Genomic DNA, 21784 nt, shown 5'->3' on the forward strand with positions numbered 1-21784 from the left:
TGCCGAGAAGCGAGCTTTCGCGCGACGCTCACGGACCCTTGTCTAGCCTTGCCCCATGCAGATCCTGGGAGATAGGACCCGACAATTGCCGGCGCCGCCGCACGTCGTGTTCACCTCCCTGACACACCCAGGCCTTCCCGGTGCGCGTCCCTGGTTGGTGCTCCTGGACGACGAGGTGCCACCCGTCATCCTCAGCAGTCACGAGCCGCACCGTGTCCAGTGGAGCTCCCTGTGGCCCTCGCGGCCCAACGACCTCGTGGACCTCGAGCTCAGCCCCAAGGACGGTGGCACGCTGCTGCGGTTCATCCTGTCGACGCCCGACGAGGAACCCGACGCCAGCAAGCTCGGACACATGCGGAGACGACTCAACCACCTGCTGTTCGCTGACCTCCGCTTCTCCTACGGCCAGTGACGCACTCAACTGCCGCGGTGTGCGAGGGTAGCCTCCGGCTTCGGTGCGCCCGAGCACGACCGCCCTCAATTGCCGCGGTGACGGTGCACAACTTCACTCCTCGGCTGCCAAGGCCACGACGGTCCACGGAACTGGCTTGGGCGCCTCCCTGGAGGGCCGAGTGAGCATCCATCTCAGGACGGATTGCGCCGCTGCATAGTTCGGGATCAGGCTCTTGCTGTTCGTCCTGACGCCGAGTGCCATGTGTACCTCGTCGGCGTAGCCGTGACAGTGCCAAGAGTGAAAGTCGAGGTACTCCTCTGCGCCGACGACTTCGTAACCCAGGATTCTCGCCTCGGGAGTCACCAGCCTACGTTGGCGTAGAAGGTTGAACCACGGCGAGTGTTCAGCGTCAAATTGGGCCATCAGTTCCTCTGCATCGTGAGGTTGCATAGCCACGGTGACGATCGTGGGCAGCTGGCCGGCTGTTCCGGCGGCCGCTTGCTTCGCATCGTCGGGGTCCTGGAACCAGGGACCCAGCCATGGTTCTGGCCTGGGAACGTCGTCATCCTGCAGGCAGGAACTGATCGTCAACATGCGCGCAGGGAGCGTCTGGCCAAGAAGCTTGGGAGTCGGTATCTCACGGACTGGCACCCAGCCAGCCACGATGAGCTCATCACGTGTCACGGTACCGAGCATGGCTCAAGAAGCTGTCGAGCACACTCACTGCCACGCGCGTGGCGAGATGTTGGCACAGTCTCTGATGCACGGTGTCGCGGAAACGGTGGCGCCCGACGCTGGCGAGTGCGTCGCTATGGTTCTGGCCGTCGGAGTAGGTGCCATGCCCAGAGGGCCCACACCGGCGCCGCGGAAATGAGAGCGATCCCGATGCCCACGATCCAGGGCCACATCATCAGTAACTGCGAATCAGGGAGGTCTCGGGTTGCCATGGCGCTCACCTGCCCATCTGGTCGCGTGAGAACAACGACATCGAAGGGAGTCGTGTACGGGTCGCCGCACACTTCCCACGGGATCGGGGCCAGATCAAGTACGGGTCCAATGGTCGGGTAGATCAGCGTGACGAGATCTGGAGCTTCAGGGATGGTGACGCGGATGGCCAACTCAGCGCCCCTCCCGTACCTCGCTTCGCATGCGACGGCTGAGGAGGTGTGTCCGGCTGGGAAAGCTCAGCGGCGGTCAGGTACGCCTGCCGTTCGGCCATGCCCCAGGGAATGACCACGACCACGCCGACGAGGAGGCAGCTGATCGGCCAACTGAGCAGGTCTCGCCCGTGGCCGAGGAGAAACAGCCTCAACCACGCACCAAACCTCACAGGTCGCGGCTGCCCCGGCTCGCCAAGCAAGGCGTGTCTCGGCGAACCTCGCCGCCGGCTCGCCATCATAGGCCTCGTGCCATTACCCACACTCAGGCAGTATTCCAGGGGAGCAGAGCGCATCGTGGAGCCACCCGGCGAAGATGGATGTCCCTTGCGCAACCCCGCGCCACTCCGGCCCACACGCGATGCACAACCACCGGATGTCTGCCTCCGTCAGGACGGTCATTCGGCGACAGTTGCTGGCCTCGCCTCGGGTGTCAGGACGGAGTACTAGTGACAGACTTTGCCCATGGATTGGAGTCGTGAGGGTCTCGCCGATGCGGGATTCGAAGGGTTCATCCCTTTCACCATCTTGCCAGAGGCCACTGTGCCCTCGGGGCCAGGCGTCTACGTCGCGCTCCTCCCGGACGACATCACCCCCGCCTTCCGGGAGGCGAGCCAGGCAGGCAGATTCAAGGGCAAGGACCCGTCGGTCACACAGCCTCAACTCGCTGCCGCATGGGTGGCGGGCGCTGGGGTTCTCTACATCGGGAAGGCCAACGCAGGCGTAACCGGTCACCGAGGGCTGAGGAAGCGCCTCGATGAGTACCGTCGGCACGGCGCGGGCGAACCTGTGGGCCACTGGGGAGGCAGATACATCTGGCAGCTGACTGACAGTGAACGACTTCTGGTCGCGTGGCGGTCCACCGCTGACGCCAAGGTCATAGAGCTCGAGGCGGAGCTGATCTCGCAATTCCGCGCGGACTTCGGGGTCAGACCTTTCGCGAACCGAAAGATGGGCCGGAAGGATCCGCGACCGCCGCGGACGCACTGATCTGCCGCGATGGGTGGAACTCGCGCGATCAAGGAGCGCGTCGGCGTGCGCACGATCGTCAGGACCGCGAGTGCGTGGCGGAACTCTACCTAAAAAGGTATGGTTGTGGCGTGACGCGTGAGGTGAGGTACAGGGATGTGGTGCGTGAGATCGCGTTCGGTAATCATGGCTTCGTCACGACACGGCAAGCGGCTGAGGCTGGCGTGCCGCCGGGTGAGTTGCCGAAGCTGGCCGAGCACAGCGGACTCGAATCGGTGTCCTATGGGCTGTATCGGGTGACCGACATGCCCCCAGGTGACCTGGACCAGTACGCGGAGGCGGTGCTGCGAGCCGGCGAGGATGCCTTTCTGTGGGGCGAGTCGGTGCTGGCCTTTCATGGGGGGCTTGCGGACGTGAACCCCGCACAGGTGATGGTCGCGGTCACCAAACGCACCCGGACCAGGTTCCCGCCGTTCATGCGCGTCGTTAGGGTGGCGGAGGGTGAGCCGAGGACTTGGTATGAGGGGATCGCGTCGCAGTGCGTCGCTGCTGCGATCCTCGCGTGCCGCGGGAGGATCGAACCGGGCCGGCTCCTGGCAGCAGCCGAGCAGGCGCGCGCGGAAGGGCTGTTGACGACCGCCGAGTGGACCCGTGTCCGGGAGGGGTTGACCTCGTGAGGTGGACGACCCCGCCAAGTAACAGGCAGTCGTTGGATCAGCGGCTGCGGAACCTGCAGGGAGCTGAGGCGGCGGTCCAGCGGCGTCGTGTCACGATGTCGCTGGTGGTGGTGGGTCAGATGCTCCCTGAGGGTGCGATCAAGGGCGGCAGTGCGATGGCGCTGCGGTTCGGTCTGGCCTCTCGGTTCACCCGCGACCTGGACGCCGCCAGGGTCGCGTCGCTGGATCAGTTCCGCGCCGACTTCGAGGAGTCACTGGCTGCAGGGTGGGCTGGCTTCACGGGGCGTCTGGTTGAGCGTGCCGCACCGACTCCGGTCGGGGTGCCGGCGGGGTATGTGATGCAGCCCTTCGATGTGAGGCTCGCCTACCGGGGACAGTCATGGTGTACCGCGAGGTTCGAACTGGGGCACAACGAGATCGGGGATAGTGAGGAGCCCGAGTACAGGCTCGCCGACGATCTGGTCGTGCTGTTCGCTGAGGTCGGACTGCCGGTCCCCCGCCCGGTCCCGGTGATGCGCGCCGACCATCAGGTCGCCCAGAAGCTGCACGCAGTCTCCTCCCCGGGCAGCGACCGGGCCCGCGACCTGGTCGATCTCCAGCTGCTAGTACCGCGGCCGTGAACCTTGGCCCTGTTGGTGACACGCCGGGCGGGGTCCGCTGCTGGGTTGCGGGGACGCGGGATCGTGTGGGGGTCAGTTCCTGTTCTTCCCCTCAGGAGTGTCCTCGATGGCCGTACGTGTTCGTGTCCGGGAAATCACCAACGAACGACGAGGGCAACCGGCTGTTGCGCACGGTGCGGCGCGACTCGGGGTCGGTTGTCACCTGGCGACGAGCGCAGATTGTGCTGCTCTCGGCCCAGGGCATGGATGCTCCGCAGATCGCGGAGGTCACGTTCACCAGCGCCGACCGAGGTTATAGGACCACCCGACCATGCAAATAGAGACCCAGCGCGAAGCGTCCCGACCTGAAAGGTCGCCGGAGGTCTTTCTCCTGTCGGCTTATACGTGGCGGGACGATCCGGAGATCAAGCGAGGATGGGAGGTTTCGTCGGACCCGCCCGGGGCATTCCCATGGCCAGCTATCGAGCTCTGGATGCGCGAAGCGGATCTGACCGCGCTGATCGTTGCCGTGAACTTCGGCGGCGGCGCTCCAACGATGGCCAAGTGGATCAGCGAGCGCGAACGGTCCCTGTGGGTGGACGTTCTGACCCCGCGTCCCCGGACGACGGACAGGGCCGGGTGGGGGTTGGCGGTCGTTCGAGCTGGTGATGCCGCGCTGCGTGCCCTCACCCAAACGTTCGGCTTGAGCCCGATCTCGCCGATTCCGCGAACTGCGGAGGAGGCCGAGCTGGAGGCGACCGGCTCGGAACCGCCGATGGGGGAACTGGTGTTGGTGGTGTTGCCGGAGAGGGTGAAGCCGGCAACGAGGGCGAGGCTTTGGGAGGAACTCGAGGTGTTCCTCACCGACGGGTCGGATTCGCTGACGGCGCGGTGGCAGGCCCTTGATGGTGCCGGGCTGATCGCGTTGCAGGCCGCCGGGGTGCGGGAGGTGCAGCGATGGGTCAACGCAGCCTCCCGAATCGCGGACGAGGACGATCCGCATGATCGGATGCTGCAGGCCGTGCTTCTCATGGCCGAAGGACGGGAGACCTACGATCGCGCGGTCAGGAACCCGGCACGCTTCATGGACGCCTGGCCCGAGAACACCGGCGAGACGCTGCTCTCTCTCTTCGGCGTGCCGTGACAGGATGCGGCTCCGGATTCCAGTCGGAGTCGGGGCACTGTAGCGAGCCTGTGGTCGGCGGGGCGGGAAGGGTCGCCACGCGGGCGGTCACCGCCCTGAAGTTTGCGCCGACGGACGCCGTCCGGCTTGCGAGCCGCATGTGCTCACAGAGTCCCCAGGCGGGCCCGGACAGAGACCACACGGTTCGGAAGACCCAAGTATGTGAGGCCCCCGGCCCTGAGCGCGAACACGTCTGCCTTGGCCACCTGCGATCGGCGAAGCCATTTCAGTCGGCAGTTGTGGAATCCAGGTCAGGCAACCTTGGCCCTCTTGATGATCGCGGCGGGTTTGAGGACTTTGCGGAGTCGTGGGTCGGTGGCGTGGGAGTTGCGCCAGATGATGTAGCGGCGGATCAGGCTGGCTTGCTCGCGGTGGGTGTTGTGGTCGGTGCCGTCGAGGGCGAAGTAGCGCAGGCCGGTGAATTGCGCCTCGATCCGGTTGAGCCAGGAGCCGTAGAACGGTACGAAGGCGAGCTCGACGTTGTTGGCTGCGGCCCAGTCACCGACGCGGGTGTCGGTCTTGGTGGAGCGGTGCGGGCTGAAGTTGTCGAGCACGATCGCGATCCTCGTCTCGGGTGGATGGAGCGTGCGGAGGTAGCGGCAGAACGCGAGGAACTCGGTGCGGGTCTTGCGGGTCTTGATGTGTCCGTAGAGCCGGTCGGTGGACAGGTCGTAGCCGGCGAGGAGGTGCCGCACTCCGTGTGGCCGGTTGTAGGTCGCCCGGCGCCGCCTCCGCCGGGGAGAGTCCTGGGTGCCGTTACCGGTGGCGACAGGGGCCCACTGCTTGCCGGGGTGGGGCTGAAGGTTGAGGGGTCCGAACTCGTCCATACACATCACCACGGACGGGTCACCCGGTGCGGGTTCCTTGCGGCCATCGGCGATGGCGTACAACTCCAGGACCCTGTTCTTCTTGGCCTCGTAGTCAGGGTCGGTGCTGGTCTTCCACGTCTTCACGGCTTGGAAACGAGACGCCTTGGTCACGCAGCAGCTGCCTGAGCCCTTCGTGAGAGATGTCTTCGACCACCCCCTGAGCGACCAGATAGTCCGCCAGTTTCGACAGCGACCAGGTCGAGAACGGGAGCCCGTGATCGCCGGGCCTGGCCAGGGCGATCTGTGTGATCGCGGCCCGATGCGCGGTGGTGAACTTCGGGGGCCGGCCACCGGCATACTTCGGGCGCAGCGAGTCGAACCCGTCGGTGTTGAAGTTGTGGATCACATCACGGACCCGGTCGGCGCTGGTGAACGTGACCTCCGCGATCTGCGGAGCTTCCATGCCCTGGGCCGAGAGCAGCACGATCTGCGCTCGGCGCCAGGTGACAACCGACCCTGAGTCGCGCCGTACTATGCGCAACAGCCGGTTGCCCTCGTCGTTGGTGATTTCCCGGACACGAACACGTTCGGCCATCACGACACTCCTGAGGGGAAGAACAGGAACTGACCCCCACACGATCCCGCGTCCCCGCAACCCAGCAGCGGACCCCGCCCGGCGTGTCAGCCAACAGGGCAAAGGTTCACGGCCGCGGTACTAGCTGGTCCAGGCCGGTTGAGTCATTGTGTGTCTTGATGGTCATGGCGTTCACCTCACCTCAGGTAGTCGTAGAACTTCGGTCGTAGTCGATCAGCGTGGATGATCCGAGTCGGTTCATCTGCAGCACAGCAACGAGTTCCAGCAAGCGTCCGTGCTGGTCAGGCCCGATCACCAACAGGCGTTCCTGACCGTTGTATTCATACTCGACGAGCCTTATGGCGTGGTGCCAAGCATGTTCGATCTCTGCATCCGTGATCCCGTGCTTGCGCGCCGAACCGCGGATCTCCATGTGTAAAGACTCCCTTTACATCCTGCCCTCGTCAAGGGAGCCTTTACACGTAGAGAGGCGATCGGGGGCCTCATGTCACGACGACCGTGAGGCCCTTGAGCGCTTCGTCCTGCTTGGGCCCGACGCTCTCGACCCGGCGTGGGAAGACGCGGCTGTAGACCTCAAGCGCCATCCGCGAGTCGCTCCACCCCAGCAAGAGCATGACTTCCGCGATCGTGTACCCCTCGCTGAAGAGCCACGCGGCGTACGAAGCACGCAGGTCGTGCAGCGTGATGTGGTCCTCCTTCGGTACCGGGAGACCCTTCCGCCACAATCGGCGCCGCTCCGCCTCCGGGGTCCGCAACCCCATGTTGGCCAGCGCCCTGTTATGACGACGGTCGGCCTCAGCCGGCCCCATCGGCTTGCCATCCGCGACGGTGAACACGAGCTGCTCCGGCGACCTCGGATGCAACGTGAGGTGATCCCGCAGGATCGTCACCAACGTCGTCGACATCGGCAGCGAGCGGATGCCGGCCGACGTCTTGGGAACCTTCACACCCACGCGGTAGGCATCGCCGTCCTTGCCATGCTCGATCGCCTGGCGCACCAGGATCCGCCGCCCCTCGAGGTCGAGGTCCATCCGACGCAGACCGCGGACCTCACCGGATCTCAACCCGCCCAGGGCCACCGTGGCCAACATCGCCACGTGCTGAGGTTCGGCGGCCTGCAGGTAGCGTCGGACGTCGTCCAGGTCGAACACGTGACGCTGCTCCATCGCCTTCGTCTGGCGCGGGATGCTCACCCCGGCGGCGGGGTTCTTGTCGATCCATCCCCAGTGGGTGGCCTTCGTCAACAACTCATGGAACAAGGCCAGGGAGGACCGGTCGCGGCGGCGCTCAGCACCCAGCGGACCCTGACGCCATTGCCACACGTCGTCGTGGGTGATGGTCTTCACGTCACGCTCGGCCCCCCAGTGGGGAACGATCGGCAGACGCCAGTCCTGCTCATACGCGGTCAGCATGGACAGGGCCAGCGGCCGCGGGCGCTGGGCCAGGAACCGGTCATAGGTTTCCTGAAGAGTTCGCACCTTCGGCCGTCGGGCCTCGACTTCCTCGGGCGCAAGCCACTCCCTCGCTCAATGGCGCGCTCCTGGAGTCCCAGCCAGTGGTCCACATCGCTCTTGTGGGTGAAAGTCGTCGGAGCAACCACCCTCCTGCCCGGATCGTCCGGATGCGTGAAGCTCGCCTGGTACCGCTTGCTCCGCAGGCGTCGGATGTATCCAAACCGTCTCATGTGAGTGGGAACCCCGCCAGAGCGCCGCTGGCGCGTGCGATGAACGTGCGATCTGAAAGCTCTGCTTTGTCCCTCTGAGGGCACTTGGGTCCAAGGTGAAACAAGTAAACTCCCTAGTCAAAGGCGTTTGACTAGGGAGTTCTGCTGTGGAAACCCTGGGAAACTACTCGAATCTCAGGGGTGGCGAAAACACGGCGTTGGCGCTCATCGGGGACGCCCGCCGGTGCCAGACACCTACGGGGAATCGAAACGAACGGAGCCTCCAGAAGCAAGTCCGGCTGACGGAGACGCAGATCGCGGAGCTCCTCGAGGCGTACAAGAAGGGCGACTCGGTCTACGCGCTCGCTCGGCGGTTCGGTGTCCACCGCACGACGGTGTCGGAACACCTCCACCGCGCAGGTGTTCCGACACGCGCAGTCAGATTGGTCGTGCTGGACGACCAGACACGGGATCGGGTCCTGGACGCGGCACGCTCGGGCATGGCGGTGAAGCGTATCGCTACGTTGGTCGGGGCGACGGAGCGCGTCGTTGCTCGAACGCTTGATGAGGCGGGAGTACCGCGACGACGAAGCGACAGCGCGCTTGCCTGATCGACACCTTGCCCTGGGGCTCCATGCTCGTTTCCCGCCGCTGGCCCCAGAGCCGGTTGACTTCCGCTGTGGCGCGCTCGTCATCGTCCATGTGTTCGAGGTCATCACCCCGCGGCACGGTGTTGTCGTGCTTTTCACAACGTTTCGGTGTGACGGTTGACGGCGCGAACCGATCGCGTATAACAGGCTCCAGTCCCGGTGCTCTGCCGTCCCGGGACGCCCTGCCTGGTTGGTGGCCTGCGGCTTACGAGAGAACCCGAAAGGGGTTCTCGGCCGCTCCCATCAAGGAGGTGGCTCGCCATGAGCCAGATGTCCCTCACCGGGGAGGCGGGCGGCTACGCCCCGAACTCCGGTGCCTCGTCGTACGACGAGATCCGACCGCTGTCCGTGCGGATGCGTGAGAGCATCCGCGCCCAGCTGGACGTGCTCGCCCAGCTGAACGACCGCAGCGTCACCGAGGAGACCCGGTTGGCGCTGGAGCACTGGGTCGAACGCGCCAAGACCGATCCGTCGCTCAAGGAGCGCGCCGATCGCGTCCGCGCCGAGATCGATCAGGAGGTCGAGCAGCGGCGCCGCTCGGCCGAGCGCGATGCCGAGCACCGTCGTCAGGCCATCGCTGCTGTTCTCGGCACCGATGCCGCCGACGCGTCGGAGAGCGTGGAGGAGGCGGAGTCCGATGAGGACACCGACCTCGACCCGGACCAGGCCGATCTGCCCGACGACAGCGAGCAGAACGACCAGACGGAGCCCGGCGAACCCGAGCAGGCCGAAACGCCTGCGGAGGAGCCGGCGGAGACGGCGGACGAGTCGGAGCCGCCTGTGAAGCAGGCACGCATCCGGCGCGGCAAGGCCGCGTCTCGCACGTCCCGCACTGCGGACGAGGCGAGGGCGAGCTGAGTCACCACCTGCGGGGAGTGCCCCGGAGTCGAGACTGATCGAGGTCTCCTCCGGGGCGCTCCCCCAACTCACACGCCTCGTTGCTGCTCAGCGGTCTCACTGGCGATCCATCCCGGATCGCCGGCCGCTCGCATCAAGGAGGTGCACCATGCCGCAAGGCGTCTTCATCCCCGCCGACCAGGAACACCCCCTGGAACGTCGGGACGTCCACGCGCTGGACGACTACCGGGCCACCGTCGGCAGGAACATCGAGGCTGTCGACCTGCCGGAGGCCGAAGCGACCCTCTTCATCAACGAGGAGGGGTGGCTGCGCCTGCTGCCTGTCAACGCGAGAGCGACTCTGCTGTGGTGGCTGTGGGTACCGGCAGCACGTCGGGCACGGAGCGTTCTCCTCGGCGACGCCATCCTGGTCGGCGCTTCCGACCGCCGAGGCGAGGAGAGCGATGTTCCCGAGGATCTGGCTGCCAGCTTGCTGCATCCTCACGGGCACGGGATCGAACTCCGCGTCCCCGGGGGCAGCCGGTGGCACCCCGTCCCGGCGCACTTCCCGAGCTACCACCAGGCGGTTGCGCAGGCGATCTCGCTGATCGACGAGTGGCAGCCTGTCGAGCACGTGCGCATCGTTCGCCTTGCCAAGCAGGCCGGTACCTCGAGCGAGATCGAAGGGGACGCATCGTGACGACCGCGCTGCTCATCCCGTGCATCATCGACCAGCCCCTCGAGGTTCGGCAGATCGCCGGGTTCAGGGACATCCAGCGGCTGGCCGACATGGTCATCCCGGTGGACATCGCCTCGCAGCAGGTGACGATGTGGCTCGACGCGCACGACCGCTACAACGGCCTGCCGCTGAACCTCCGTGCCTCATCGCTGCGCTGGTAGTGGGATCCCGGCGCACGGCACCTCCCGGCGCTGCACGGCGACGTGCTGCTGGTCGGCGATGTCGGCTCCACCCTCGCGGTCGGAGACGTACCGGAGGAGCTGCTGGACGCGCTACAACGGCCTGGCCCGCATCACGTCGAGCTCCGGCTCACCGCGGGCAGCCCTTGGGAACGCCACCCGGACGAGCACGAGACGTACGCCGACGCCGCCTTCTGGGCGGTCAGGCGCCAAGAGCGCAACGGCGACAACCGCATCGCTCGCATCGCCCCGCCCGCGTAGGCGCGACAACAACAAACAAAGGAGCCCGTCCCGGCATCGAGAACCACGAGTTCTCTGCCGGGGCGCGGCTCCTCATTTCATATCGTCGACTACGCCGGCCACCAAGCGCAAGAGCGAGCCTCCCCGATGGGAGGTACGCCTGGGCTCGACGGTCATCGGCTGGATCGAGGCACGCAAGATCGGCAGCGCATCGGCCACGTTCTACTTCGCGTACGGCGTGCTTCGCACTACCGGGGAGACCATCAACCTTGAGAGCAGCATCGAGTTCGACGAGCGGGTCGACCTGCTGCGGCGCTTCCACGCCGACCCGATGGTCGCTGAGCAGCACCTCCGGCTCGGGTATAGCGGCGACAGTTGACGACGTTGACAAACCTCAGCAGATCGGTCCAGAGGCTCAGAGGACTTCGTCGACGCGGATTCTGCGTGTCTGGATGCCGAGCATGACGACGGCGATTGCGATGCTGGCGGCGGTTGCGAGCCAGGTGAGCCAGGGGGTGCCGTTGAGGGAGACGGCGACGGCGTTGCCGAGGAGTGCGATGAGGATGATCGCGGCGACGATGGTGGCGATCGTGGAGCGTCGCCAGATGCCGATCGCGCCTGCGATGGCGGTGATGCTGACAGTGAGAAGTACAACGCAGCTCGTCGAGAGCAGTGCGGTCAGCCAGAGCGCGCCGTCGTGGACGTCGCTGACGATGGGCGTGAAGGACTCGGTGAGGAGGAATACGCTGACGGCGGCGCCGTATCCGACGAGGCTCGCCGCTGCGATGACGAGGGCGTAGGCGGTGTTCTTGGCCTGGAAGAGCGGGCCGCGTCCGCCGGGATAGCTGTAGAGGGCGATCCGGCGGTTCCCGATGTAGTCGGCGACGATGCGGCGGGCGTAGATGACGGAGCCGTAGACGACGAGCACGCAGAGTGCGACGGTGAGTGCGAGTGGGATGACGGCTTCGTAGCTGCGGAGCATGGCGCTGTCGGGGCTATCGTCGAGTCGTCCGACGACGGCGAAGAAGTAGAGTGCCGCGAGGAGCGAGCCTGCGGCTGTCAGCGAGACAAACAGCGAGGTGTGGCGGTATCGGTTGAGTTCAAGCCGGAGGAGCCGGGTCATCGGAAGCCTCCTGCGACACTGTCTCGGTAGAAGGCTTCGAGTCCGCCGTCGGTGCTGTCGAGGACGGTTCGGATGTCTTTCTTTGGGCCGAGTCGTCCGTCGGTGAGGACGGCGACGGTGTGGGCGGTGCGTTCGAGTTCGGTGAGGATGTGACTGGCGATCACGATGGCGGTGCCGTGTTCCGCGAGGGACGCGAGCAGTTCGCGGAGGTCGGCGATGCCGGTCGGGTCCAGGCCATTGGCTGGTTCGTCGAGCACGACAAGCTCGGGGCGGTGCCCGATGGCGCGCGCCAGGGCGAGGCGTTGTTTCATGCCGAGGGAGAACGAGGCGACGGGCGTATCGGCGGCGGCGGTGAGGCCGACCCGCTCGAGAAGCTCGTCCACGGGTGCGGGTGGGGTGATCCCGAGAAGGTCGAAGTGCAGGTCGAGGACGGTGCGCGCGGTGGCGGCGGGGTGGAACTCGGGCGCTTCGATGGTCGCGCCGATGCGTGACAGGAGGCCGTCGCGGGTGGTGTCCGAGAGCGTGTGCCCGAGGATCGTGATGGTTCCCGAGGTGGGGAACGTCAGGCCGGCGATGGTCTTGAACAGAGTCGTCTTCCCCGCGCCGTTGGGTCCGATGATCGCGCAGATCTCGCCCGGTGTGACCGCGAGGTCGCAGGACGTGAGGATCTCCCGGCCGGCGATGGTCTTGGTGAGTTGGCTGATCTGGAGGGTCGGTTGGGTTGTCGTCATCGCTACCGCCTCTTGCGCAGCGCGAGATACGCGGCGAGATATGCCGCCCCTGCCCATGCGGCGACGACGATGATGTTCAGAACTTGGCTTTCGCCGGCGTGGAAGGTGGCTTCGCGGATGATGTCGCCGAGGGGTGTGAACGGGAGGAACTGGTGGAGGGTGACGGCCCATTCGGGGAGGCGTTCGGCGGGGAACGTGATCGGTGAGAACAGCAGACCGCCGATCATGATGACCTGGGTCGCGAGGGAGGTTGCACCGGTGGGCAGCCAGAGCGCGATGGCATATCCGATGCTGACCGCGGTGAACTGTGCTCCGAGGATCGCGGCGATGGTGAACAGGTCGATGTGGATGTCGAGGCCGAAGCGCAGGAACGCGGCGAGCATGCCGATGGCGATCCCGGGCAGCGCTGCAAGGCTCCAGACGACGGCGTCGGCGAGGAGGATCGCCGAGCGCGGCACCGGGAGGGTCTTCTGGTAGTCCAGGAGCCCTTCCTGCTTCGAGGTGCTCATGATCTGCGGGGCGAGCACGCAGCCGACGGCGATGATCCCGAGCGTCCACGCGCCGGAAGAGAGGTAACGGGCAGCTTCTTGGTCGACGTCGGGGATCATCAGCGCGAGGCCGTAGACGATCGCGACGGCGAACAGTGCCTGCACGGCGGTGAAGGCCGGCAGCAGGTACTTGTGGCGCGTCAGGCTCCACCGGACAAGGCCCCACCAGCTGACCAGCCAGGCGCGTTTGCGAGGCACGGCGAGCGTCGGTGTCGTGAGAGCGTCAACGGCCATTGGTGATCCCTTCGTAGAGGGTCTCGAGTGATGCCGGGGCGAGCGCGTAGCTGTCCGCTGCACCTGTGGCGACCAGCTGGAGTACCCACTCGATCGCGGCCGGAATCTGCGCGGGTTCCAGGTCGAGCGTGAGCTGCCCGTCTTCGTCGACGGAGTGCGCTGTGGCGGGTGGGGTCGAAGGGATCTCCGTGCCTGGACGTACGGACACGGTGAGCGTGGCGGTTCGAGCCTGCCGGGCCAGTTGCCTCGGCGTGCTGTCGACGAGAACGGCACCCTTCTGCAGCAGCACATACCGGTCGGCGGCACGCTGAACCTCGAGGAGGTTGTGCGTGACGACCACGACCGTGTGGCCGGCGTCGGCGAGACGGCGCAGATGCCGCCAGATGAGCGGACGGCGGACCGGATCGACGTCGTTGGTGGGCTCGTCGACCAGCAGCACCGGCGGGGGCGCGACCACGGCCATCGCGTAGGACGTCAGCCGGCGCAGGCCACCGGAGAGCTTCTCACCGCCGGTGTCCTTCCACTCGCCGATGTCGAGCGAGTCGATCAGGTCGAGCGCGGCCCGCTTCGCATCCGCCGCGGGCAGGCCCCTTAGCCGGGCGATCGACGTGATCGCCTGCAACGGCGTCACACCCGTCAGCGGCGCGTACATCTGCGGCATCATCGCCGCGACCCGACGAGCAAGGTCCGGCGCGGCAACGAGGGATGACGCGCCGTAGCGGATGTCGCCGGAGGTGGGTTTCACCGTCCCGATGATCTGGTTGAGGAGCGTGGTCTTGCCCGCCCCGTTGTGCCCGATGAGCGCGACCAACTCACCCGGCCGGAACGTCAGGCTGATGGCTTGGTTCGCCGCAACACCCCCTCGCTTGTAGGTCTTAGTGACCTGATCCAGCGAGAGCGCGTCGGCGCGTGGCGTTGCACTCGTCATACTCAGATACTAGCAGTATCTGAAATCGGGGTCAATGGGTCGGCGAGGCTCAGGGGCGCCTGATCGGCCTGTTTTACAATGGAGTTCATGGCACGGATGAACCGCGATCAGCAGCAGCAGCACAACAGGGTGCTGCTGCTTGAGGCGGCCGAGCGCATCTTCGCCACTCGCGGCGTCGCTGGCGCGTCCCTTGATGACGTGGCGCTGGAGGCCGGGCTGACCAAGGGCGCGGTCTACTCGAACTTCCGCAACAAGGGCGAGTTGATCCTGGAGGTGATCCGGTACCGGCAGACGCTCTCGCAGGAAGCGCAGGACTTCCACGCGATCCTCGATCGCGCCAGCAACGACTATGAGCGGCTCGAAGCCTGGTGCGACATCTGGGTACTCACCGCCAAGAGCGGCGACCGCTCCAGCTACGCGCGGCTGCTGTTCGACTTCATCCCCTACGCGCTGCGGGACGAGCACCTCACAGCCAAGTTCCTCGAGTTCATCTCCCCGGCCGATGACATCCCGGCTGGCGCGTCCCCGATCCCGACCGACAGCAGGTTCGCGCGCATCCCCCCCGGCGACCAGTTCCGCATCCTGACGGCCCTCGACCTGGGACTGTCCGCGTTGGGATTGTTTGACCCTGAGAACGTCAAGCCAGAGCTCTACAAGACGGCTGTGCTGTCACTGGCGCAGACGCTCTACGACGCCAGCGACCAGTCAGAGTACGCCCAGCAGACGTAGTACCGCAGGGGCGAACCACACCGCGAACAGCGCGAGCTCGGCGAGCACGCCGACAGCGACGACCGCCGACCACAACCAAGCCGAACGCGGCGCGGACGTCCACAGCCTCGCGGTGAGTGCCCGCCTGGTATCGGTATTGATCGTGGGGTTGTCGATGAGCATCTTCGCGATGTGTCGCCCGTCGCAGTTCCGGTGGAACCGCAGCTGCCACACGATCCGCATGACCATGACGGTCACCGCGACGGTCGCCACCCACGCTCCGGTCGTGCCGCGCAATACGAGCGCTACGGTCAGGAACGCGAGGTCGACGACGATCCCCGCGGACACCGCCGCCAGCCGTGGAGACGCCGGCCAGGCCCACACGTGCGTCAGATTCGTCGTCGCAGATGCCCGGCGCACCCTCACCCGGACGGAGCCGCGCCGGCGCCCGAACGCCCGGCCGAACACCACATGCGCAAGCTCATGAGGCACCGCCGTGACGATCGCGACACCTACCGCGACAGTCGCGGCGAGCAGCGGATGCGGGCCGGCCGAGATCGCATCCGCGCCGGTCGGCACGCCACCCTGCAGCAGAAGCGCGGCCGAGGTGGTGGAAAGGGCCGCGCCGAGCGCCCACAGCGATGCTCGCGCCGCTCTCCAACCGGCACTGACCGGTGCGCTCGGAGGTCGCAGCGACACGTCGGCGGAGCCGTCTGTGAAACCGGCATCCGAGAGCGTTTCGGCCAGTGGACCGAGGGTGGAATCGACCTCGATGCCGCCCGGATCGCGCAACGCCTTCGCCACCGCCTCGGTGACCACGAGAGGCTCCGAGTCCTCGGCGACCGCCACCCACATGCCATCGCGAAGCTCACGGATCTGCACGGGCTTCAGCTGCACGGTGACCTCTGGCGTTCCGGCCACGATCAGACCTGCTGGAGGTAGTGCCCGAAGACTTCCCAGGTGGAGGGGTCACCGGTGCCGCATGTCGGGCAGTCCTCCGGTAGGCGGGGCCAGGACGGATGCGCGAACGCGGAGCCGTCCTCGAAGTTGACCTCGAACTGGGTCCCGAGGGATCGCGGTGGGGCGTAGCCGGTCAGGACGCGGATCGCCTCGTCGACGATCGTCGCCGTGAGGATGAAGATGGACGGCCCATATGCGATGGACGGCGGGTCGAAGCCCAGCTCGCTGAACGCGGCGAACTGCGACACGAACTGCGGGTCCCGCTGCGAGTAGTGGACATTCAGGCAGTCGAAGCATCCGGTCTGTCCCGGCACGACCGTGAAGACACGCCCGCGGCTCACCTGGGACGCGGCGAACACGCACGGGATGCCCGCCCCCACGATCGCCTTGTTCACGATCCGCTGAGCCACGAACGGCGGCTCGTCGATCGCAGAGATGACGAGATCCTTGCCGGCCAAAAGCGCAGCGACGTCTTCGACCGAGTCGATGCGCTGCTGACGGGCATCGATCCGGATGTCAGAGTTCATCTGCGCGATCGCGTCCGCTGCGGCGAGAGCCTTCGACCGACCCACGTCGGCCTCCCGGTACAGCAGCTGCCGGCCCAGATTGCCCTCCTCGACAACGTCGTGGTCGACGATCGTGACGGACGCCGGGCCGAGGCCTGCCAGCAGGGTCAGGATGTTCGAGCCACCCCCGCCGAGCCCGAGAAGGAGGATGTTCGATGCGCTGATCCGCCGTTGCGGAGCGAACCGATCGCCGTCCATGCCGATGAAGCGGCTGAAGTAGTTGACGTTAGCTCGGTAACGGGCGCCAACACCCGACTCGGCACCGGGGAAGCTCTCCTCAAGGAACCCTTCCTGGTCGAGGAGAGTGATCCCGTCGAGGACGTCCTGCTCCGTCAGCTCAGGGAACTCCCGCTGCACGGCCTGAACGACATCGGGCAGCGGGCGGCCGTCGAGGGCGGCGACAAGCGACCAGAGCTGATGCTCGGGGTCGTCGAACTCCGCGGTGATGCCCAGTTGCGCACCGATCCGGAAGACGCGGTCGTCCAGCCGGTACGCGGGGTAGATCGGCTTGAGTCGAGGACGAGAGGGCGACGTGGCCACGGAATGCTCCTTGCTTCTCTCGGGTACAGAAAAGTGGAGGGCCGCCAGCAGTCGAGAGCGCTGGCGGCCCGGCGGAATACACGCATGCGCTCCGCCCGTCGGGAGCATCAGACGATGATCCACCACACAGTCGCCTCGACCTTCTCGGCACGGCGCACGGTCACGTTCTTCATCGGTTCCACCTCCCCTCTGCGGTCACAGACCTTGCCCCGTCACTGCCGGGCAAGTCATACGGATTCGGGTTACCCGCAATCAAAGACTAGGGGTATCTGGATACTGACAGTATTTGTAGTCTGAGTCAAGAGTCGGAGTCAGTCGTCACGAACCGACAACAACCGACGATCGGAGCAGGCATGCAGCGCTCAACGACGGCAGCTGATGGACGCCGCGGCCGCGAGCTGCCATTGCGGGCACTGGGCGAGCGACCCTGGGTTCAACTCGCGGTTGGCGTCCCGCTCGGCCTTCTCGCCGCCTCCGTCGCCGGAATCACACAAGTGGGGATCGCTTACGGACTCCAGGGCGCGCAGTCCTGGGACGACGCGCTCTCCACGCCGTGGCCGGGTCAGCCCATCGGCATGGTGCTCCAGGTCGCGGCGGCCATCCTCGTCATGTGGTTCGTGGCGACCAGGATCGCAGGCAGACCCGTCTACGAACTCGAACGCCAGGGCGCGATCCGCGAGCTCGCATACGGAGGGGCCATCGGCGCCGGCATCGTCACCATCACCGTCCTACTGCTCCTCGGCGTAGGCGCCTACGAGATAACCGACGTCACCGTCGGGCGCGGGCTCCTCACAGGAATCCTCCTCGGCCTCGGTAGCGCCTTCGGGGAAGAGGTCGTCATGCGCGGCATCCTGCTCCGCGTCCTCATCGGCAAACTCGGCACCGCCGCAGCGCTCGCCATCACCTCGCTCGCCTTCGGTCTCCTCCACCTCGGCAACCCTCACTCGTCACTGCTCGGCGCCGTCGGCGTCGCGCTCCAAGCCGGGCTCCTCTTCGGCGCCGCGTACCTCCTGACACGACGCCTCTGGCTGGCAATCGGCATACACGCCGCCTGGAATTTCACGCAAACCGCGATCTTCGGGCTCAACGTCTCCGGCGTGCCCACAGAACCGGGCCTGCTCGTCGCCCGCCTCCAAGGCCCCGAATGGCTGTCAGGCGGCGAGGTCGGTATCGAGGGGTCGGTCATCACTATCGCGCTCGGCCTGATCGTAAGTCTCGTCATGCTCCGCGCGGCGATCGCGAAGAAACCACCAGCATCCCCGTCGTGATCACACGTGCCAAGCATGGTTGATCGAGAGGATCAGCCGAGGTTCCGTACCGCGGTACGGTGAGCGTTGACCACGTGCCGAGCCGCTGAGAGGTAGATCATGGGCGACATCCCGAGCAACAGCTTCGCCGTCGCCGCCGTGATCGTGCTGGCGTTGCCCGGCATCATCTTCTCGGGTGTGAGGCACTGGCTTCGAGGAGAACGCCCAGGAGAACGCAACCCCGGTCTAGTGCTGGCGCGCAGCTTTGTGTTCTCCGTCGTCCTCGCGGGTGTGTACCTGATGCTCTTCGGCGGCTGGCTATTCGACGGCATCGCCCCGGGATCAGAAGCGGACACGCTCGTCGTCAGCGACCCTCGCGCCGTCGGTGGGGTTGTGACGGTGTTCTTCGCGCTGATCCCCGCTCTGATCGCGCTGATCGTCTATCGTCGTGACGTCCGGGTGGAGCCGCCCGCTGAGAACAGTCCGGCATGGATCCGCGGCGCCTGGACGGGTGTGCAGCGGGCAAGCGCCTGGGTGGACAGGAAGCTCGACTGGCTCCCGTGGATGACCTCCCGCCACGGATACATCGACATCGCGTCACCGTGGGAGAAAGCGAACCGCGACAACAAGGACGCCGCCTGGGTGAAGATCCAACGCGAGAACGGGCAGTGGATCGGCGGATGGCTGACGCACGGATCGCTCGCGGCCGCCTACCCGGAGCAGCACCAGCTCTACATCGACCAGCAGTACGAGATGACCGCGGACGGCGACTTCGGCGATGCTCTCACCGACACGGGCGTTTGGATCGTCGTCGGCGACAAGGACGTCGTCTCGTGGATCAAGAGCGGGCGCATCGCAGCCCGCGAGGAACAGGCCAAGCAGAACAAGCGGAGGATCGTCTCATGACCGACGGCAACGGGCAGCAGGGATCGGGCAGCAACGAGACCACACGTCGGCTCACCGAACGCGGTATCGGATCAGGCGAGTACACGCCACCGCCCCCACCGCCCCCTGCGAGGGGCAACGGATCGCAGGCAAGCAGCTCCTCAACAGCATCAGAGAACAACGAGTAACGGCGCCCCGGAGCCTCGAGATTCCGCTACCGCAGCTGCGCCAGGAGAGCTAGTTGCAGCTCAATCCGGCGCGGACGCACCGAGCAGTCTCTTGCGGTGCTGGCTGAGGGCTCCTTCGTGTGCGAGCCAGAACCCCACCGCGTCGGCGTTGCGCAGATGCCACGGGCCGTTCACGGTGCCCAGCAGCTTGTCCGCTGTCGCCTCCGAGGCGGGCGGGGGCACGGGACCGACAAGCACGGGGATCGAGAGGCCGAGCGACCAGTCCACGAGGGCGGAGTACACGGCATCGAGACTGGCGCCTTCTACTTGGGTGTCGATGACGAGGTAGTAGACGAGGTCGCTGATCGTCTCTTTCGGCCATGTAGCGGCATCGGTTTCGAGCGCCACTACACGACCAAGAAGCACAGCCCGGAGTTCCTCCGCGCGTTCCGTGCGCTCATGGCCGACACCGTCGGCGACGCCGACGAAGCCCAGCGGCTCCTCAAGAAGCAGCTCGACAGTCAACTGGCCGCGCTCGACGTGCAGGAAGAGAACCTGCTCGACCTCGCCGCCGACGGCACCGTCGCGTCTGCCAAGATCAAGGCCAGGCTCCGGAAGATCGGGCAGGAACGCGAACGCCTCGTCACCCAGCGCGACGCCGTCACCGTCGACCTCACCGCCGGGGCACGGTTCCTCGACGCCCAACTCAGCCTGCTGGAGAATCCGCATGAGCTGTACAAGGACACCACCGACGAAGTCCGCCGCCGCCTCAACCAGGCCGTGTTCGGCGCGATCTACATCACCGATGAGGACGTCATCGGCTCTCGCCTCACCGCGCCACACGGCGAACTGTTCGCCGCCGAAGCCGCCTACCAGGCCGCAACCCTCGGCCTCGACCAGGACGCCATCCGGCGGCACTTCGCCGCCGCGTTCGCCCTCGGACAGGGCACCATCCCCACCAAAGACAAAGAGACCGCCCCGAAGGGCGGTCTCTTTGCTGACTACTCAACAGTGGCGACAACGGCCTGGAGCTCACTCTTCACCGCCTCTGCAGCAGGTGCGGTTTCGAGTAAGCCTCACATGGTGGAGCATAGGGGACTCGAACCCCTGTCTAAACGCTGCTGACTAGGAGCTTACCGAGGAGAAGGCAGCGCCGTGCTGCGAGTGTGCTACCAGCCAGACGATTCGCGGACTCCCGGCACCACACAACCGGCTCTGGCACTTCTCCTCCTCCACGCGCACAGCGTCCCGATCCGCTCTGTCCCGCGACCCGAACTGCTGCTGCTTGTAGCCCCTGACCACACCACCCTCGCGGGCTCGGTTAGCCTCAAGAACCGCCCGCGACAGCCGAGAGCCATGAGCCGGCTCTCGCGCTCATGCCGATGTGCGCACGTTCAAGGTCGACGGATCGAAGCTGTCAGTTCATCGATAGACCGCAACTAGGTCCAGTACTGCCAGCGGCCCAGCGAGGGTCATGGCGTCGTCCTCAGTGATCTTCTTCTTCGGTCTGCTGGCGGCCCCTTGCGCCCGTTCCGCTCGGCGGCGTTCGGCACGGTTAGCGAACGACTGGACGGTAGCGAGAGCGGGTATGTTCGCAAGTGAGTAGCCGTCTCCTCGAGGTATGACCCTTCGCACCTTTCCGACGCAAATGTAACGACCGTCAAGATCGGCGTTCTGGACTAGGAATCGGTCATCGAGCCGACCCACGATGCGCCATGGGCTCCCGGATTCGACGTCTTCGCCGACAATCACCAGTTGCATGTCAATTCTGTTCGCAATCTCGACCATCGCCCGAGCCTCATCGGGTATCCCAAGCTCAATGGGCTGGCCTATGGCGTCAGCTAGTTCGCTAAACGACTCCATCAGCTTGAGCGCCTCCCCCAGTTGACCTCTCTTGTTGAGAGCCGCCACCGTGTCTGGGACGGAGATATCGCACTCCCACTCGACGAACGCACCTAGGCCAATTCCCTCAAAGTCGGAATCCGGCTGGGACACAGTGATCCAAGCAGCCTCTTCCGGGTTCGCGCGGCCGTAGTCGAGAAGACGCCGGAGGCGCGCGATGTCGTGGTCGGAGTACTCCTCGGACTCCTCTTGCCGAGCAGACTTGTTACCCCCGGCCTTCAGAATGGAAACGCCCACTTCACCCTGAAGGCCACTATCGCTAGAGCGGCTGCGGCTGGAGCGCCCTCGCACCCCTGGCTCGATGAGCGAGATGTAGCCCTCAAGCGACTCGCCGTTCAGGTACTCGGGTTGAATCAGCATGGAACATGGTAACGCTCGTCGAGGACAGGGCCGCCGCCGGGATCATCTCATCCCAAGGCCGCCTTAGCCTCGATCCACCGACCGATGAGAGCCTGTGTGCTGCGTGACGGGTTTTCGACTGTGCCCGTGCGGTTCTGGCTGGTGGTGCCGGGTTTCTGGTGTGAGGGTGTGAAGGGGCATCGGACCTTGCTGTC

The 21784-nt window shown here is 66.0% G+C and carries 29 protein-coding genes; 15 read left to right on the top strand and 14 right to left on the bottom strand.

Annotated features, from left to right (window positions below):
- Window positions 1–55 precede the first annotated feature (55 nt).
- Entirely contained in the window at window positions 56–412 is a 357-nt protein-coding gene (locus tag ACZK39_RS16145) for an SRPBCC family protein (protein ID WP_182781591.1), read from the top strand.
- A 93-nt stretch (window positions 413–505) separates the two neighbouring features.
- Here ACZK39_RS16145 and ACZK39_RS16150 read toward each other — a convergent pair whose 3' ends face one another.
- Complete coding sequence (locus ACZK39_RS16150) at window positions 506–1078, bottom strand: hypothetical protein (RefSeq protein ID WP_463613919.1); 573 nt, start codon at window positions 1076–1078, stop codon at window positions 506–508.
- Between the two features lie 938 nt (window positions 1079–2016).
- Between ACZK39_RS16150 and ACZK39_RS16155 the strand changes: the two genes are divergently transcribed.
- From ACZK39_RS16155 to ACZK39_RS16170, 4 genes are all read left to right on the top strand, one after another.
- Entirely contained in the window at window positions 2017–2541 is a 525-nt protein-coding gene (locus tag ACZK39_RS16155) for a hypothetical protein (RefSeq protein ID WP_463613920.1), read from the top strand.
- Window positions 2542–2651: 110 nt separating this feature from the next.
- Complete coding sequence (locus tag ACZK39_RS16160) at window positions 2652–3197, top strand: hypothetical protein (RefSeq protein ID WP_463613921.1); 546 nt, start codon at window positions 2652–2654, stop codon at window positions 3195–3197.
- The gene (locus tag ACZK39_RS16165; RefSeq protein WP_463613922.1) at window positions 3194–3817 is read left to right on the top strand and encodes a nucleotidyl transferase AbiEii/AbiGii toxin family protein; all 624 of its coding nucleotides are present in this window, start codon (window positions 3194–3196) and stop codon (window positions 3815–3817) included. Before ACZK39_RS16160 ends, ACZK39_RS16165 begins: the two co-directional genes overlap by 4 nt.
- Before the next feature lie 472 nt (window positions 3818–4289).
- Window positions 4290–4940, top strand: a complete 651-nt coding sequence (locus ACZK39_RS16170; RefSeq protein WP_463613923.1) for a hypothetical protein — start codon at window positions 4290–4292, stop codon at window positions 4938–4940.
- A gap of 290 nt (window positions 4941–5230) precedes the next feature.
- Here ACZK39_RS16170 and ACZK39_RS16175 read toward each other — a convergent pair whose 3' ends face one another.
- The 5 genes from ACZK39_RS16175 to ACZK39_RS16780 all read right to left on the bottom strand — a co-directional run bounded on the left by ACZK39_RS16175 (window position 5231) and on the right by ACZK39_RS16780 (window position 8067).
- Entirely contained in the window at window positions 5231–5932 is a 702-nt protein-coding gene (locus ACZK39_RS16175; protein WP_463613924.1) for a transposase, read from the bottom strand.
- Window positions 5901–6383, bottom strand: a complete 483-nt coding sequence (locus ACZK39_RS16180; RefSeq protein WP_463613925.1) for a helix-turn-helix domain-containing protein — start codon at window positions 6381–6383, stop codon at window positions 5901–5903. The genes ACZK39_RS16175 and ACZK39_RS16180 overlap by 32 nt, the downstream gene beginning before the upstream one ends.
- A 181-nt stretch (window positions 6384–6564) precedes the next feature.
- Window positions 6565–6795 (bottom strand): hypothetical protein, encoded by a 231-nt coding sequence (locus ACZK39_RS16185; protein WP_463613926.1) that lies wholly within the window; start codon window positions 6793–6795, stop codon window positions 6565–6567.
- 70 nt (window positions 6796–6865) lie between these two features.
- Complete coding sequence (locus ACZK39_RS16190) at window positions 6866–7861, bottom strand: tyrosine-type recombinase/integrase (RefSeq protein ID WP_463613927.1); 996 nt, start codon at window positions 7859–7861, stop codon at window positions 6866–6868.
- On the bottom strand, window positions 7789–8067 hold the full coding sequence (locus ACZK39_RS16780; protein ID WP_527252185.1) for a hypothetical protein: 279 nt from the start codon (window positions 8065–8067) through the stop codon (window positions 7789–7791). The genes ACZK39_RS16190 and ACZK39_RS16780 overlap by 73 nt, the downstream gene beginning before the upstream one ends.
- A gap of 146 nt (window positions 8068–8213) precedes the next feature.
- Between ACZK39_RS16780 and ACZK39_RS16195 the strand changes: the two genes are divergently transcribed.
- From ACZK39_RS16195 to ACZK39_RS16220, 6 genes are all read left to right on the top strand, one after another.
- Complete coding sequence (locus ACZK39_RS16195) at window positions 8214–8657, top strand: helix-turn-helix domain-containing protein (RefSeq protein ID WP_182800344.1); 444 nt, start codon at window positions 8214–8216, stop codon at window positions 8655–8657.
- 300 nt (window positions 8658–8957) lie between these two features.
- Window positions 8958–9554, top strand: a complete 597-nt coding sequence (locus ACZK39_RS16200; protein WP_182800343.1) for a hypothetical protein — start codon at window positions 8958–8960, stop codon at window positions 9552–9554.
- 148 nt (window positions 9555–9702) lie between these two features.
- Window positions 9703–10233, top strand: a complete 531-nt coding sequence (locus ACZK39_RS16205) for a DUF3846 domain-containing protein (protein ID WP_463613928.1) — start codon at window positions 9703–9705, stop codon at window positions 10231–10233.
- Window positions 10230–10433 (top strand): hypothetical protein, encoded by a 204-nt coding sequence (locus tag ACZK39_RS16210; protein ID WP_182800341.1) that lies wholly within the window; start codon window positions 10230–10232, stop codon window positions 10431–10433. Before ACZK39_RS16205 ends, ACZK39_RS16210 begins: the two co-directional genes overlap by 4 nt.
- Before the next feature lie 42 nt (window positions 10434–10475).
- A complete protein-coding gene (locus ACZK39_RS16215) occupies window positions 10476–10712 on the top strand; it encodes a hypothetical protein (protein WP_182800340.1) in 237 nt (78 codons plus the stop codon).
- Between the two features lie 217 nt (window positions 10713–10929).
- Window positions 10930–11070, top strand: a complete 141-nt coding sequence (locus ACZK39_RS16220) for a hypothetical protein (RefSeq protein ID WP_182800339.1) — start codon at window positions 10930–10932, stop codon at window positions 11068–11070.
- A 36-nt stretch (window positions 11071–11106) separates the two neighbouring features.
- On the opposite strand, the gene ACZK39_RS16225 is transcribed toward ACZK39_RS16220, so the two are convergent.
- From ACZK39_RS16225 to ACZK39_RS16240, 4 genes are read right to left on the bottom strand one after another with little or no spacing between them, the layout of a single operon-like run.
- Window positions 11107–11814, bottom strand: a complete 708-nt coding sequence (locus ACZK39_RS16225; protein ID WP_182800338.1) for a hypothetical protein — start codon at window positions 11812–11814, stop codon at window positions 11107–11109.
- A complete protein-coding gene (locus ACZK39_RS16230) occupies window positions 11811–12545 on the bottom strand; it encodes an ABC transporter ATP-binding protein (RefSeq protein ID WP_182800337.1) in 735 nt (244 codons plus the stop codon). Before ACZK39_RS16230 ends, ACZK39_RS16225 begins: the two co-directional genes overlap by 4 nt.
- Window positions 12546–12547: 2 nt before the next feature.
- Window positions 12548–13327 carry an ABC transporter permease gene (locus ACZK39_RS16235; protein WP_182800336.1) on the bottom strand — a complete coding sequence of 260 codons (780 nt, stop codon included), beginning with the start codon at window positions 13325–13327 and terminating at the stop codon, window positions 12548–12550.
- Complete coding sequence (locus tag ACZK39_RS16240) at window positions 13317–14255, bottom strand: ABC transporter ATP-binding protein (protein ID WP_182800335.1); 939 nt, start codon at window positions 14253–14255, stop codon at window positions 13317–13319. Before ACZK39_RS16240 ends, ACZK39_RS16235 begins: the two co-directional genes overlap by 11 nt.
- An 87-nt stretch (window positions 14256–14342) precedes the next feature.
- On the opposite strand from ACZK39_RS16240, the gene ACZK39_RS16245 reads away from it, so the two are divergent.
- The gene (locus ACZK39_RS16245; RefSeq protein WP_182800334.1) at window positions 14343–14984 is read left to right on the top strand and encodes a TetR/AcrR family transcriptional regulator; all 642 of its coding nucleotides are present in this window, start codon (window positions 14343–14345) and stop codon (window positions 14982–14984) included.
- Here ACZK39_RS16245 and ACZK39_RS16250 read toward each other — a convergent pair.
- Together ACZK39_RS16250 and ACZK39_RS16255 are read right to left on the bottom strand one after the other, a co-directional pair.
- Window positions 14961–15884 carry a hypothetical protein gene (locus tag ACZK39_RS16250; RefSeq protein ID WP_463613929.1) on the bottom strand — a complete coding sequence of 308 codons (924 nt, stop codon included), beginning with the start codon at window positions 15882–15884 and terminating at the stop codon, window positions 14961–14963. The genes ACZK39_RS16245 and ACZK39_RS16250 overlap by 24 nt on opposite strands.
- Before the next feature lie 2 nt (window positions 15885–15886).
- Window positions 15887–17029 (bottom strand): ThiF family adenylyltransferase, encoded by a 1143-nt coding sequence (locus tag ACZK39_RS16255; protein WP_220489444.1) that lies wholly within the window; start codon window positions 17027–17029, stop codon window positions 15887–15889.
- A gap of 353 nt (window positions 17030–17382) precedes the next feature.
- Between ACZK39_RS16255 and ACZK39_RS16260 the strand changes: the two genes are divergently transcribed.
- Together ACZK39_RS16260 and ACZK39_RS16265 are read left to right on the top strand one after the other, a co-directional pair.
- Window positions 17383–18297, top strand: coding sequence for a CPBP family intramembrane glutamic endopeptidase (locus ACZK39_RS16260; protein WP_182800332.1), 915 nt, complete (start codon window positions 17383–17385; stop codon window positions 18295–18297).
- Window positions 18298–18396: 99 nt separating this feature from the next.
- Window positions 18397–19182 (top strand): DUF6338 family protein, encoded by a 786-nt coding sequence (locus ACZK39_RS16265; RefSeq protein WP_463613930.1) that lies wholly within the window; start codon window positions 18397–18399, stop codon window positions 19180–19182.
- A 227-nt stretch (window positions 19183–19409) separates the two neighbouring features.
- Here the strand turns inward: ACZK39_RS16265 and ACZK39_RS16270 are convergent, their stop codons facing one another.
- Entirely contained in the window at window positions 19410–19736 is a 327-nt protein-coding gene (locus tag ACZK39_RS16270; protein ID WP_463613931.1) for a hypothetical protein, read from the bottom strand.
- 51 nt (window positions 19737–19787) lie between these two features.
- Here ACZK39_RS16270 and ACZK39_RS16275 point away from each other — a divergent pair, with 51 nt between their 5' ends.
- Window positions 19788–20453 (top strand): hypothetical protein, encoded by a 666-nt coding sequence (locus ACZK39_RS16275; RefSeq protein ID WP_182800329.1) that lies wholly within the window; start codon window positions 19788–19790, stop codon window positions 20451–20453.
- A gap of 297 nt (window positions 20454–20750) precedes the next feature.
- On the opposite strand, the gene ACZK39_RS16280 is transcribed toward ACZK39_RS16275, so the two are convergent.
- The gene (locus tag ACZK39_RS16280; RefSeq protein WP_463613932.1) at window positions 20751–21590 is read right to left on the bottom strand and encodes a DUF6414 family protein; all 840 of its coding nucleotides are present in this window, start codon (window positions 21588–21590) and stop codon (window positions 20751–20753) included.
- Between the last annotated feature and the right edge of the window lie 194 nt (window positions 21591–21784).

The sequence above is a fragment of the Tessaracoccus luoxuelianae genome (assembly GCF_055326245.1).